This window comes from Thermosynechococcus sp. QKsg1 (genome assembly GCF_031586415.1).
Classification (GTDB): domain Bacteria; phylum Cyanobacteriota; class Cyanobacteriia; order Thermosynechococcales; family Thermosynechococcaceae; genus Thermosynechococcus.
The window spans coordinates 817,325-830,407 of record NZ_CP134200.1; the positions used below are offsets into that span (position 1 = coordinate 817,325).

Below are 13,083 nucleotides of genomic sequence, written 5' to 3' on the forward strand. Positions count from 1 at the left end.
GCAGACACTGATCTCGCTCAATGGGAACCCTTTTCAAGCAACAAATCCTCCATCAAGGCATGGCGCACGGGGGCATTCAAGCCAGAGACGGTGTAGAGCATGGCTTCGCGATAGAGACGCTGCACCGTGTGACTGAGCATCAAGGCACTGCCACCCGTCGTCATCAGGGCAGCCTGAGCCGCTTGGACGGCAAGGTGAATGGCTGCGGCGCGCAGTTGTGCATGGTGGGGGGGATTCAGGTTCTCTAGCTCTTCTTGAATCTGGTCGTAAAGGCGGTGCCAGCGATCGCGAAAGTGGTGATAGAGGTCTTTGGCGTCGGTACTCTCGGCGAGAATCTGCAAACTGGCACGGGCACAACCCATGGGGGCGGCACTGCCCCGCAGCAATTGCTGGCGATCGCGGAGGGCCATCCAATCCGCCTCACTGATACCCACCACATCTTCCGGCGGGACTAACCAATCCACCACTTCTGCTTGCACCGTTTGAGTTGAGGGCACAGCCGCTAGAGGTAAGGGCAATGAGAGGTGCAAAATGCCACCGCCAGCCTGTTGGGCATTGATAAAGGGCATGAGGGCAAAGAGAATACGCTGATCCGGTAGGGGAGCTGCGGCGATAAACATCGTCATGTGCTGAAAGCCACTGAGCCAAGGCAGCGTGCCCTGCAGGAGGTAGCCCCCACTGGTGGGTTGAGCTTGTAGATCCACTGGGTTGTGGCGTAAGTGGGAAAAGCTGACACCAATCAACATCTGCCCCTTCATTAAGTCCGCTAGGTAGGTTTGGGCAACGTTCCCTTCAGGATGTTCGAGAATCATCCCCAAGGCGGATTGATGTTGTGCCACCAAAAAGGCAAGGGCACCGGAGGTTTGCGCTAGTTGTAAGCTCAAATGCCACAGCGTGCGGCGATCGCACCCCAATCCCCCCATTGCCTTGGGTACCGCCAAACGAAAAATGCCCAAATTTCCTAGGGCTTGCAGACTTTCCGATAAAAGGGACTTTTGCTGATCAATGCGGTTGGCAATTGGCGCAACAACGGTACTGAGGTAGGTCTGAATGTCCTCTAGGAGAGGCTGCGCTGCGGGGTCAGCAAAGACCAAGGCATCCATAGTTTAGGAGTACGCCAGATGGGCACGGGGGTTGTAGGACTCAATGGCCTGAAGTTGCCGGTAGAGATCGCGTTCAGCATCACTCAGTTGGGGCGGCAGTGTAATGACAATCTCCACCAGTTGGTCACCGCGATCGCCATCGGGGCGAGGATAGCCCTTACCCGCCAGTCGCAAACGTTGGCCTGTGCGTACGCCTGCTGGCACCATCATTTTCACCCAACCATCGAGGGTCGGGGCTTCAATTTGGCCGCCGAGGGCAGCCTCACTGGGGGTCACGGGGAGTTCACAGACAATGTCGTAGTCCTCAAGGCGAAAGAGGGGATGGGGCGTCACTTGAATTTTCAGATAGAGATCACCTCCACCCGTACCTTGACCCCGCAGCCGAATCCGCTGACCCGTAACCATCCCCGCTGGCAGCGTCACTTCTAAGGAGCGCCCATCCCCAAGGCGAATCCGCTCCCGTCCCCCTTCGTAGGCCTTCTCGAGGGGGATTTCTAGGGTGGCTTCAGCGTCGCGACGACTCACAGCGGTATAGGCGGTTTTGACGGTGCCGGGGCGAAAGTAGTCTGTCTCTATCGTAGGCGAGCGACGGGGGGGATCCGCAGCAACCGTAGAGGTGCGGGGCGATCGCCGACCCAACAGTTGATCCAAAAACTCTTGAAAATTATCTTCACTGAGGTCGGGTTCTTCCCTGACACTGGTGCCATTGCGCCGAGCCATAGTGGTACGTTGGGAAGGGCGAGTGCGAAAGCCGGGCTGTGACCAATATTCACCGTAGCGATCGTATTGCTCACGGCGAGCCGGATCACTTAGGACTTGGTAAGCTTCACTAATGTCTTTGAACTTCTCTTCAGCAGCGCGATCGCCCGGATTCATATCGGGATGATACCGCCGCGCCAGCCGCCGATAGGCACGTTTAATTTCCTCAGTGCTCGCACCTCGATCCACGCCCAAAAGCTGGTAGTAATCTCGAAAATTACGCATCGACAGTCCTATCTACACTCACAGTTGCGGCAAACAATGCAAACAAGCTCTACCAGTCGTCGTCATCCCAATCCTCCCATGCGGCTGAATCACTGCGCTGGGAATACCCCCGAGAACGCCGCGTCCGGGGTGGCTCATCCCACTCATCCTCATAATCGTCACGCCGCCGCTCTCGACCCCGCACCGCATCAAGGCCTTTATTGACTGCTTCCTTGAGGTTGGGCAGCTTAAAGAGATCCTCATCGTCTTCCAATTCCTCTTCGCTGAGGCGCAGTTGGCGGACAAAGTCGTAGAGCCGCTCTTCAAGAGCCGCATAGGTGAGGTCAATCTGGCGATCGTCCTCATTGCGAATGGCCTCCTGCAATTGCCGCACCAGGGCCTCAATACTCCGGCGCTGATCAGCGGCAAATTGATAGCCAAATTCTTGAGCCGCTTCCCGCAATTGACGTTCAGCGCGGTGAATCAAATCTTGGGCACGGTTGCGCTTCTCAATGCGTGCCCGCCGCTGGCGATCGCCCGCTGCATTGGACTCCGCATCCAAGAGCATCTGCTGAATTTCCTCTTCACTCAGGGTTGATGCCCCCTGAATCACCACACTTTGCTCACGACCGCTAAAGCGATCCAAGGCCACCACTTGGAGCAGGCCATTGGCATCCAAGTCAAAGGACACTTGAATTTGGGGCACCCCCCGAGGCGCTGGCGGAATTCCCGTTAACTTAAAGCGTCCCAAGGACTTATTGTGTTCTGCTAGTTCCCGCTCCCCTTGAACGACGTGGATTTCCACTTGGCTTTGGTTATTTTCTGAGGTTGAGAAAATATCGGAGCGGCGCACCGGAATCGTTGTATTGCGGGGAATCAGCACCTTCGTGACGCCGCCAATGGTTTCCACCCCTAAGGAAAGGGGGGTTACATCCAGCAGCAGGATATCCTTCATATCCCCGGCGAGAATGCCTGCTTGAATGGCGGCACCAACAGCCACCACCTCATCGGGGTTGACATTTTGGTTGGGTTCACGGCCAATCATCTGCCGCACCAGATCCTGCACCATGGGCATCCGCGTCGCACCACCCACCAGCACCACGGCATCAATTTGAGCGGGGGTTAAATGGGCATCCATCAGTGCCTGTTCGACCGGATAGCGCAGCCGTTGCAGCAGGTCTTGGCTCAGGTCTTCAAATTGGCGACGACTGAGGGTGGTTTCAATGTGTTTTGGCCCATCCGCTGTGGCGGTGACAAAGGGCAGATCGATATTGGTTTCCAGTAAGCCTGAAAGTTCAATTTTGGCTTTTTCGGCAGCATCGGTGAGCCGTTGTAGCGACTGGCGATCGCGCCGTAAATCAATGCCCTCTTTGGCGAGGAAGTCTTCGGCTAGCCAGTCCACAATCAACTTATCAAAGTCATTGCCCCCCAGTTGGGTATCGCCGCTGGTGGCCTTCACCTCAAACACGCCATCGCCAACATCGAGAATGGAGACATCAAAGGTGCCACCGCCAAGGTCAAAAACGAGAATCGTCTGCTCCTTCTGGCGATCGAGGCCATAGGCAAGGGCTGCTGCCGTCGGTTCATTAATAATCCGCCGCACATTCAGACCCGCAATCCGCCCAGCATCACGGGTGGCTTGCCGCTGTGAATCATTAAAGTAGGCGGGGACAGTAATCACCGCATCGGTGACGGGTTCCCCTAGATAGCGGCTGGCATCCTCCACCAGCTTGCGCAAGACCATGGCTGAAATTTCTTCGGGGGCAAATTCCCGTTGCAAGCGTGGGCACTTGATGCGCACTTTACCCGATTCATCGCGGCGAATCGTATAGGGTACCCGCTTGGATTCAGCCGTCAGTTCACTGTATTCGCGGCCAATAAACCGCTTCACGGCATAGAAGGTGTTTTGGGGATTGAGCACCGCCTGTCGCCGCGCCAACTGACCCACAAGGCGCTCGCCATCTTTGCCAAAGGCCACCACAGAGGGGGTGGTGCGGGAGCCTTCTGCATTGGCAATCACAACGGGTTTTCCCCCTTCCAACACAGCAATGACGGAATTGGTTGTCCCCAAATCAATGCCAACAATTTTGCCCATGCCGTTTGAACGACTCCGCACTGGTTAGAATAAATGAATAGCGTTATAGTAACGGATTATTTACCCTTCGTTACGCTTATTCGATTGTACGAGATCTGCCCCAGACCGTCAGAGAATCACTCTTTCCCCTGTGCTGCGCGATCGCTACAACGATATGAACAACCTCAGTCCCCACACCTCCCATTCACCGCTGCTCATCTTTTGAAGTCTAGCGGTAAGATGACAGGCAAGAGGTTGCAGCACAGCTTATCAACTGTTGCTACGCCCAATTCCGAGAAGGAGACCGTTCTATGCTACACCGCAAGCTTTATCAACTCTATACCGACGGCCAAGAAGTCTGGATTTACTTGCGGGATCAACAGCGCCTAATTGACCGGGCACGCATTGTAGACATCGAAGGGAATGTTGTTACCATCCGCTACGAAACGGAGGAAGACGACGAAGTGTGTGCTTGGGAAGAGATCGTCAATATCGAAAGCATTGGCTCGATTTCACGGCGGCTCGCAGCAGTTCCGCGGGGTTATGCGGAGTTACCCATTGCGGATGAGTGTCCAGAGGCGGAGCAACTGCCGAAGCATTCCTCGGAAACCGAACACGAGCGTTGATTCTTACCCATGCGCTCAGCCCCCGTTGTGGAGGAGATAGCCACGATTGATGCCCAGTACATGGGGCGCTGCCTTGAGTTAGCCGCTCGTGCCAAAGGCTGTACGGCTCCGAATCCCCTCGTGGGCTGTGTGATTGTGGCGGAGGGACGGGTGATTGGGGAGGGGTTTCATCCCAAGGCAGGGGAACCCCATGCCGAGGTGTTTGCCCTGCGCAGCGTCAGCGAGAGCGATCGCCCCCTCCTCAGCAAGGCCACCCTCTACGTCAATCTTGAACCCTGCAACCACTATGGCCGCACGCCCCCCTGTACCGAGGCGATTATAGCGGCGGGTATTCCCAGGGTGGTGGTGGGCATGATTGATCCGAATCCCCAAGTAGCGGGGGCGGGGGTAGAACGGCTGCGCTCAGCAGGCATAGAAGTCACCGTCGGCGTGCGGGAAGCAGAGTGTCAACGCCTGAACGAAGCGTTTGTGCATCGGGTGCGCTATCAGCGTCCCTTTGGCATTTTCAAGTACGCCATGACCCTCGATGGCAAAATTGCCTCCAGTGCCGGCCACAGTCTCTGGGTAAGTGGTGAAGCCGCACGAACCATGGTGCATCAACTGCGCTCTGAATGCGATGCTGTGATTGTGGGGGGCAATACCGTGCGTCTGGATAATCCCCTTTTGACCTCGCGCCATGAGCGCAACCCCCTACGGGTGGTGATGAGTCGTACCCTTGATCTACCGCCGAATGCCTCTTTGTGGGAAACGGCCACGGCTCCAACATTGGTGGTTACCGCTGCTTCCCCCCAACATCCCCTGATTCCCCAATTGCAGGCACAGGGCGTGGAGGTGGTGCACCGAGAGCCGCTAACACCGACCACCGTTATGGCAGAGCTGCATCAACGGGGCATTATGACGGTGCTTTGGGAGTGCGGCGGTTCCCTTGCAGCGGCAGCGATCGCCGAAGGCATGGTACAGAAAGTGTGGGCATTTATTGCGCCAAAGATTATTGGTGGCTCTGCTGCCCCCGCCCCAGTGGCCGATCTCGGCTTAACCAAGATGAATGAGGCCTTGTGCCTCGAGGACGTGACTTGGCAAACCGTGGGCGAGGACATTCTCCTAGTGGGCTACCTACCGCCTAGGCCTCGGGTTCCGTCACTTCAATAATGGTACAGCCCGTTTCTGTGGGGGGCGTATCCGCCTGCTCATAGAGCAAATCAATCCACAGCGACTCCGGGTAGGGCTTGCGACTAGAGACATAAAAAAGCCAATGCTGGCTGACATTGAGGGACTCGCGCCGCAGCTTGGCCATTGCCGGGGTTGTAATCAGGCGCAGCGCAGCGTTGGCATTGCGCCACTGCTCAATAATCCCAGCCGCCACCCGCAGGGTTTCCCCTTCGCTATTTTCTAATTCCAAAATGCCGTCAATGTGGATACTCTCCCACCAGTGCTGTGGATCCCGCAGATCCAATCCTTGGCCATCCATATAGTCAATGAGGTTGGGAAGATATTCGCGAATAAAGTTTTGGACAACACTAAAGGGGGGAAAAGGACGCAAGACTTTGAGGTGGCTTGCTGTTTGTTGAAACCACAGCTTGTGGTAAGTCATGGGGACAAAGCTCCGTCAAAAAGGCGATCGCCAAAAATCGTTACAAACTGGTTTATTTTACCAAGCAAGCTTGCTCCGATCGCTCCTGAGAGTGAAGATGAATATGTGCCACTTTTGGCGCAATTTGGCACAAGTGTTACTAGGACAATTTTGGTGTAACGACCAACGATGAGAAGGCTGTCAGCTGACTTACATTATTAAAAAAAACTATACACACTGATTAGCTAACTTTACTCTACTTATTCATTTATTGGAAATAATGATTTTTCTTTCATGGGTAGTAATTAAGCCCAAGTCGTGATGAATTCAGGTTTTTTGATTATTGACCAGTAGGTAGAAAATTCGCATTTTTATTTTGCAGCAAGTAATTCACCCCCCAGAGAGGGCAGGACGAGGCAAGGGGGTGGCTTGTCATTTGGTTGTGGATTGGGTAAAGTCACCTAGAAGTTTCGTCGTGGTGCCAAAACACCCTTTGCATAAACAACAGATTGGGACAGTTTTAGGCATAGATGCGGCGAGTGGCCTCTGGCTACCTTGGACGATTGCTCATGATGTGTGTTCTCGGTTCACCGCTTTGTCGAATCACTGTCAATTTCGTGTGCGAGGAGGATTACCTTGAGCAACGATAGTCGTACCCCTACCGCCTCTCAGGATGCACCCCTTGCGTCTGCTGCTATGCTTGGTCGTTCGCTGCGCTCCCTTTGTTCCTGTCTGCCCCTGCTGGGCACCTTTGTTTTGATTCAGCCTACGCAAGCCCTTGATCTGACCACTCTTGCGAGCGATCGCGATCTGGGTTCAAAGGACATTCGCCCCGAATCTCTTAACCTCCCCTCCCTCTTCAGCACTGAAAGCCAAGACCCGCTTGCGGAATTTGAAAATCTTTTATCCGCCGACAAAACTGAGTTACTCTTGGGCGTCACCCAAGCGGCATGGCAACGCACCATCCGGCCCCAAGTAAGGTTTGCCCCCTTGCCCTTGAGCACACCTGCACCGACCCTATCTGCCTCTGCCACCTTTGAGCACCGCAGCCGTCCTTCTGAACCGACCTTCAAAGTGGTGGATCGGCGGGTTCGCACCAATAGCTTGGCGGATCTGGTGACGCAGGCCACCACCTCTGTTGTTGCTTCCTTGGCCATTGATACCCCCTTTGCGATGGGTGGCTCTTTGGAGCAAACCACGACGGCAGTTGAACCACCGTTCACCGAGGGGGAAACGACTCAACTCTCGCAGCGGGTGGCAGTTGTGAACTCTCCAGCCGCATCGACCTCAACTGCAACCCTAGAGCCTGTTCCCTTTGGGCGTGCTGCTGAGCGGCGGCGGCATACCACCCCTGCCCTAGTTTCAGTCCAACAACCCCCTGCTCGCCCAGCGCTACCCCAGCCCACTGTTGCAAATCGCCCGCAAACAACAACAGTAACAGCACCGACACCTGCCGCCGTACAGCCCATTGCCCCCCCTGTGCCCGTCAAGGTGGCACGCTCAATTGTGGCTCCCTCTTTACCCAGTAATCTCGACCTACCCCCTCTGCCCAACTCCGATCGCTTTCTACCTAGCCTAACCACCAACTTTATCTGGCCGGCGCGTGGTGTATTGACCTCTGGCTTTGGCCCGCGCTGGGGACGGATGCACCGCGGAATTGATATTGCTGCTCCCATTGGCACGCCCATCTATGCTGCTGCCGCCGGTGTCGTTACCTACTCCCAATGGAATTCTGGTGGTTTCGGCAACTTGGTGGAAATTCGCCACGCCGATGGGACCCTGACGCTCTATGCCCATAACCATCGCAACTTGGTGCGCGTGGGCCAATACGTTGAGCAGGGTCAGCAGATTGCTGAAATGGGCAGCACCGGTCGCAGCACAGGCCCCCACGTTCACTTTGAGATACATCCCCCAGGGCGGGGTGCGGTCAACCCAATGATCTTCCTGCAACGTAACCAAGGCTAGGCGTTGACGATCTATTTTGTGGGGGCAGGCCTAGGTTCACTTGGCTATCTCACCTTGGCCGCTTGGGTTTGTCTACAGCAGGCGCAGGTGGTTCTTTACGATGCGCTTGTTTCCCCAGACCTCCTAGACCTTACACCCCCCGATTGTTTGCGAGTCGCGGTGGGCAAGCGGGCAGGGGCTGAGGCTGTTCCCCAATCAGAAATCAACCGCCTTTTAGTGGACTACGGCCAGCAGTATGAACGGGTTGTCCGCCTCAAAAGTGGCGATCCGGGACTGTTTGGCCGTTTGCATCAGGAACTTGAGGCTGTCTTGGGGGCAGGTTTAGAGGCTGTAGTGATTGCGGGGGCGTCCTCAGCGCTAGCGGCACCTTTATTGGCGGGTCTCTGTGTTACAGCAAAGGACGTGAGTCAATCCGTAGCGATTCTGTCGGGGCATGCGCCAGAAACCCTTCCTTGGGCAGCGATCGCCCAAATGGAGACGCTGATTTTTTTGATGGCCACCCGTTCCCTGCGATATATTGCCGAACAATTGCTGAGGCAGGGGCGATCGCCCGCTGAGGGACTGGCAATTTTGCAATGGGCCGGCCAGCCGCAGCAACAGTTTTGGTTTGGCACGTTGGAGAGCTATCTAAATACGCCTCACGTTCCAGACAGGGCACCAGCCGTCGTGGTTGTGGGGGCGATCGCCCAAAAACGCTACCCTTTGGCTAGTCTAGATCTGGTCTTCCCTGAATTTTTGAAGATTTCCCCATCAGCCATGTCTCCGCTCCACGGCAAAACCATTCTCGTCACCCGGGCAGCAGCGCAAGCGAGTGACTTTACGCAGCAACTGACAGCCGCCGGTGCCACCGTTTTAGAAATGCCGACACTGGAAATCGTTCCCCCCAGTTCTTGGCAGCCCCTCGATCAGGCTTTGGCGCAACTCAATACCTTTGACTGGCTCATTCTCACGTCCCACAATGCCGTTAGCTTTTTTATGGAACGGTTACAGCATCATGGCAAGGATAGTCGTACCCTCGCGGGTCTCAAGATCGCTGTTGTTGGCGAAAAAACCGCCCAAACCCTCAGCAGTTACGGCTTAGTGGCTGACTTCACCCCCAGTGAATTTGTCGCCGATGCCCTAGTGGCAGAATTCCCAGAACCTGTGGCGGGGTTGCGTTTTCTTTTTCCACGGGTTGAAAAGGGCGGACGACCCGTTCTAGTAGAGACCTTTACAGCGGCTGGGGCTGAGGTTGTTGAGGTGCCCGCCTACGATTCCCGCTGTCCCCAAACCGTTGATGCCCAAGTCTTAGGGGCGCTGCAAGGGGGTCAAGTGGATATGGTCACGTTTACCAGTTCTAAGACGGTGAAACACTTTTGCCAATTGGTGGGTGCGCAGGCGGCAGAGTTACTTCAGAATGTGCAGATTGCCAGTATTGGCCCGCAAACCTCGCAAACTTGTCGCGAACTCTTGGGACGGGTGGATACTGAAGCCACAGAGCATACCCTTGAGGGACTCCTTCAGGCGTTATTACGGATCACTTAGTGCTTTGGGTGCACCAATCCGCTAGTGTGAAAAAAGGACTGTTGTAAGGCAATTGTGGAGCATGACACACGCAACCGATGTGCTGACCCTTGGCCGTTGGATGGCGGCGGATTTTAGTAACCAAGCCCAAGCCTTTGAGAATCCCCCCTTCTATGCCCATATTCGGGTGTGTATGCGCCCTCTGCCCAGTGGTCTTCTAGAGGGCATTGCCCTTTATGTGGAACAGGCCTATGACTATCTTCTAGGTGTTCCCTACCGCACACGGGTTTTAGAACTGGTGCCCGCCAATGATCACATTGTGATTAAAAATTACATACTCAAGGATGAAAAACGCTTCTTTGGGGCAGCTCGCGATCGCCAGCGGCTTCAGGCGATGACAGCCGATGATTTGGAACTCCTCTGTGGCTGCAATATGCTCACCTACTGGACAGGGCACAGCTTTCGCGGTGAAGTGGAGCCGGGCAAAGCCTGTAAAGTCGTACGTAAAGGACGGGAAACCTATCTTGATAGCACGTTTGAAATTGATGGCGATCGCTTCATTAGCCACGATCGCGGACGGGATCCCGAAACCGATGAGCACGTTTGGGGCTCCGTGGCAGGTCCCTTTCACTTTGTGCGCTGGCAGAGCTTTGCTGATGAAATTATTGCCTAGGCGGTTTGCCAATCTGGTAACGGTTTGCCTTGGTAATAGAGGCGAAAGAGTCCCCAAGCCCCTAGGGCGATCGCCACCAAGCTAACCACTTGGGCAATTCGCAGCGGCCCCAACATCAGGCTGTCCATGCGCAGTCCTTCAATCCAGAAGCGACCCAAGCTGTAGGCAATGGCATAGACCAAAAGCAGGGTGCCGGGTTTTTGATAGCGAGGTTGACGAAAGAGCCACAGCAGGAGAACAAAGACTCCTAGGTTCCAAAGGGACTCATAGAGAAACGTGGGATGGTAATAGGCTTCGTTGATTAGCGCCGGGGGACGCTGCGGCGCAGGGATATAGAGTTTCCACGGCAAATCCGTAGGGGCACCAAAGGCCTCAGAGTTAAAGAAATTGCCCCAGCGTCCAATGGCCTGTCCCAAAATTAGTGAAGGGGCAATGACATCCGCCACTTGCCAAAAGGAAAGTCGCTGCACGTACGTAAAGATCGCCATCGCTAGCATACCGCCGAGGATGGCACCGTGAATGGCAATGCCGCCTTTCCAAATTTGCACCACTTGATCTAAGTGCTTTTGGTAAAAGCCCCAGTTAAAGGCGACGTAATAGAGCCGTGCAGCGGGAATAGCGGCAACCACAAGCCAAATCGACAGATCCGCAATCAGATCAGGATCAATCTGCCGCTGGCGTGCCAAGCGCTGACTCAGCCAAATGCCAATAAAGACGGCGGCAGCAATGAGTAGCCCGTACCATCGTAGGGTGATGAACCCTAGCTCAAGGGTGGCACCGGGGGATTGGAAAGTGGCGATCATGCCTAGAATAGGTTCTAAACAGCGCGAGCAGTCTGAATGACAGTGGCAAAGGCGTCCGTATCCAACACCGCCAATTGAGCCAGCATCTTGCGATTGAGGTGAATATCGGCTTTTTTCAGGGCGCCCATGAGTTGACTGTAGCTCATGCCATGTTGACGCGCAGCAGCGTTAATCCGCGCAATCCAGAGCCGCCGAAAGTCCCGTTTGCGCCGCCGCCGATCGCGATAGGCATTGCACAGTGCCTTCATGACCACCTGATTGGCGGTGCGGAAGAGCTTGGAGTGCCCCGCACGATAGCCCTTGGCGAGCTTGAGAATTTTTTTACGCCGTTTGCGGGCAACGTTACCCCGTTTGACCCTTGCCATAGTTCAATTTCACCCTTGATCAAAAACTGAAAATTTATCAATTAAGCGTAGGGCAGCATCAGCGATACTCGCTCAAAATCCCGTGGATCGACGAGGGCCTTGTGGGAAAGACGATTCTTGCGATCGCTCCCCTTATGTTCGAGTAAGTGATTTTTGTTGGCCTTACGGCGGACAAACTTACCACTGCCCGTCGTCCGAAATCGTTTGGCAGCAGCACGACGTGTTTTTAGCTTTGGCATAGCCTTGCCCTATTTTAGACACAGCTTACTAATGTACTATTTTGAAGAGAGTCTTGGCAAGCTGCATGGAACTGGAGTTCATTCCTGTCGAAGAGTTTTATTTTGCCCTTACCTTGGCCATGCGCACCCTAGAAGATTTAGGCGATGCGGCATTTGTGGAGCGGGTGCGATCGCGCTTGCAGGAGCGGTTTGGTCAAGCCTCAACGGTTGCTGCCGGCAAGCAAAACACTTTTAACTATGTCTTTCGCGTCAAGGGGGTGGACAATAGCCCCGCCCCACAGCTCATGCTATCCATCGCCGACTGGCAGGGGAAAATCCGCCTCAGCAGTGACTATGGCTGGACATTGGATGCACAGCGCAAAACCATCCGCACTGAGAAATTTGGCGATCGCCCCCAGTTTTGCCAACAGGTGAAAGCCCACTTAGCCCAGTGGCTGGAACTGCCGGAATTTCTTGAGGTCTAAATGTTTGACCTAGGGACCGCCCTTGACACAGCCATTAAAACTTGGTCGGTGGTGCATACCCCCTTTTTGTCCCCCGATCAGGTGGTGCAGGCACTCCGCACCCTTGAGCAACGGGCCGATGTTCATGGTCTCGCCTGGGGGGGGTACCCGCAAGCGGAACGCTGTCGGCTGGCGATCGCCCCCACTGAACTTAGTCTTGAAGAGCAACAGCCGCCCCTTGCTTTGGTGCGAATCACAGGCAACTTTCTCTTTGATCCCGCCACCTACAGTGATTTTGAGCGAGCGATCGCCAATGCCGGTCTCGATGACGGCGATTATGGGGATGTGATTCTCCTTGGGGAACGGGGGGCACAGGTCATTCTCATCCCTGAAAAAGTCCCTACTTTACAAGAACACTTAAAACAAGTGCGGACTGTAGCGGTGACCGTCGATCTCTGTGACTGGTCAGAACTGGCCGTAGCGCCCCCCCAACGGAAATCCCTCAGTACCGTCGAAGCATCATTGCGCTTGGATGCTGTGGCCTCAGCCGGGTTTGGCGTCTCCCGCAGTAAAATGAGCGACTGGATTAGCCAAGGACTGGTGCGGGTCAACTGGCAAGTGGTGCAACAACCGCGGTATCTGCTCAAGGTGAATGACCTCATTGCCATTCGCGGCAAAGGGCGATTACGGATTCAAGACATTCAAGTTACCAAGAAAGAGCGCTACCGCATCCAGATGGAGCGCATTCGCTAAGAC

Annotated in this window: 14 protein-coding genes; 7 read left to right on the forward strand and 7 right to left on the reverse strand. The window is 55.0% G+C overall.

The window, feature by feature from the left end:
- Positions 1 to 17: 17 nt before the first annotated feature.
- From RHP47_RS04155 to dnaK, 3 genes are read right to left on the reverse strand one after another with little or no spacing between them, the layout of a single operon-like run.
- Positions 18 to 1,103, reverse strand: coding sequence for an acyl-CoA dehydrogenase family protein (locus RHP47_RS04155; protein ID WP_149818447.1), 1,086 nt, complete (start codon positions 1,101 to 1,103; stop codon positions 18 to 20).
- Positions 1,104 to 1,106: 3 nt separating this feature from the next.
- A complete protein-coding gene (locus RHP47_RS04160) occupies positions 1,107 to 2,087 on the reverse strand; it encodes a DnaJ C-terminal domain-containing protein (RefSeq protein WP_149818449.1) in 981 nt (326 codons plus the stop codon).
- Between the two features lie 49 nt (positions 2,088 to 2,136).
- Positions 2,137 to 4,161, reverse strand: a complete 2,025-nt coding sequence (dnaK, locus tag RHP47_RS04165; protein WP_310841110.1) for a molecular chaperone DnaK — start codon at positions 4,159 to 4,161, stop codon at positions 2,137 to 2,139.
- A 290-nt stretch (positions 4,162 to 4,451) separates the two neighbouring features.
- On the opposite strand from dnaK, the gene RHP47_RS04170 reads away from it, so the two are divergent.
- Together RHP47_RS04170 and ribD are read left to right on the forward strand one after the other, a co-directional pair.
- Positions 4,452 to 4,766, forward strand: coding sequence for a DUF6679 family protein (locus RHP47_RS04170; protein WP_024125163.1), 315 nt, complete (start codon positions 4,452 to 4,454; stop codon positions 4,764 to 4,766).
- 9 nt (positions 4,767 to 4,775) lie between these two features.
- Entirely contained in the window at positions 4,776 to 5,915 is a 1,140-nt protein-coding gene (gene ribD / locus RHP47_RS04175) for a bifunctional diaminohydroxyphosphoribosylaminopyrimidine deaminase/5-amino-6-(5-phosphoribosylamino)uracil reductase RibD (protein ID WP_310841112.1), read from the forward strand.
- Here the strand turns inward: ribD and RHP47_RS04180 are convergent.
- Positions 5,887 to 6,357, reverse strand: a complete 471-nt coding sequence (locus RHP47_RS04180; RefSeq protein ID WP_149818455.1) for a hypothetical protein — start codon at positions 6,355 to 6,357, stop codon at positions 5,887 to 5,889. The genes ribD and RHP47_RS04180 overlap by 29 nt on opposite strands.
- A 615-nt stretch (positions 6,358 to 6,972) precedes the next feature.
- On the opposite strand from RHP47_RS04180, the gene RHP47_RS13090 reads away from it, so the two are divergent.
- The 3 genes from RHP47_RS13090 to RHP47_RS04195 all read left to right on the forward strand — a co-directional run bounded on the left by RHP47_RS13090 (position 6,973) and on the right by RHP47_RS04195 (position 10,477).
- Positions 6,973 to 8,301, forward strand: a complete 1,329-nt coding sequence (locus RHP47_RS13090) for a M23 family metallopeptidase (RefSeq protein ID WP_310841114.1) — start codon at positions 6,973 to 6,975, stop codon at positions 8,299 to 8,301.
- A 3-nt stretch (positions 8,302 to 8,304) separates the two neighbouring features.
- Positions 8,305 to 9,825: a uroporphyrinogen-III C-methyltransferase gene (gene cobA, locus RHP47_RS04190; RefSeq protein ID WP_286668965.1), complete on the forward strand. Its 1,521-nt coding sequence runs from the start codon at positions 8,305 to 8,307 to the stop codon at positions 9,823 to 9,825.
- A 61-nt stretch (positions 9,826 to 9,886) separates the two neighbouring features.
- Positions 9,887 to 10,477: a chromophore lyase CpcT/CpeT gene (locus tag RHP47_RS04195; protein ID WP_149818459.1), complete on the forward strand. Its 591-nt coding sequence runs from the start codon at positions 9,887 to 9,889 to the stop codon at positions 10,475 to 10,477.
- On the opposite strand, the gene lgt is transcribed toward RHP47_RS04195, so the two are convergent.
- Genes lgt through rpmI form a run of 3 tightly spaced genes read right to left on the reverse strand, consistent with a single transcriptional unit; the run spans position 10,474 to position 11,884 of the window.
- Positions 10,474 to 11,280 (reverse strand): prolipoprotein diacylglyceryl transferase, encoded by an 807-nt coding sequence (gene lgt, locus RHP47_RS04200; protein WP_149818461.1) that lies wholly within the window; start codon positions 11,278 to 11,280, stop codon positions 10,474 to 10,476. The two genes, RHP47_RS04195 and lgt, sit on opposite strands and share 4 nt — an antisense overlap.
- A 14-nt stretch (positions 11,281 to 11,294) precedes the next feature.
- Positions 11,295 to 11,645, reverse strand: coding sequence for a 50S ribosomal protein L20 (rplT, locus tag RHP47_RS04205; protein ID WP_286626737.1), 351 nt, complete (start codon positions 11,643 to 11,645; stop codon positions 11,295 to 11,297).
- A 41-nt stretch (positions 11,646 to 11,686) separates the two neighbouring features.
- Positions 11,687 to 11,884, reverse strand: coding sequence for a 50S ribosomal protein L35 (rpmI, locus tag RHP47_RS04210; protein ID WP_149818467.1), 198 nt, complete (start codon positions 11,882 to 11,884; stop codon positions 11,687 to 11,689).
- A 65-nt stretch (positions 11,885 to 11,949) separates the two neighbouring features.
- Between rpmI and RHP47_RS04215 the strand changes: the two genes are divergently transcribed.
- Both RHP47_RS04215 and RHP47_RS04220 read left to right on the forward strand, forming a co-directional pair.
- Complete coding sequence (locus tag RHP47_RS04215; RefSeq protein WP_149818469.1) at positions 11,950 to 12,348, forward strand: hypothetical protein; 399 nt, start codon at positions 11,950 to 11,952, stop codon at positions 12,346 to 12,348.
- Positions 12,349 to 13,080: a photosystem II S4 domain protein gene (locus RHP47_RS04220; RefSeq protein ID WP_149818471.1), complete on the forward strand. Its 732-nt coding sequence runs from the start codon at positions 12,349 to 12,351 to the stop codon at positions 13,078 to 13,080. It abuts the gene before it with no gap.
- The last annotated feature ends 3 nt before the right edge of the window (positions 13,081 to 13,083 follow it).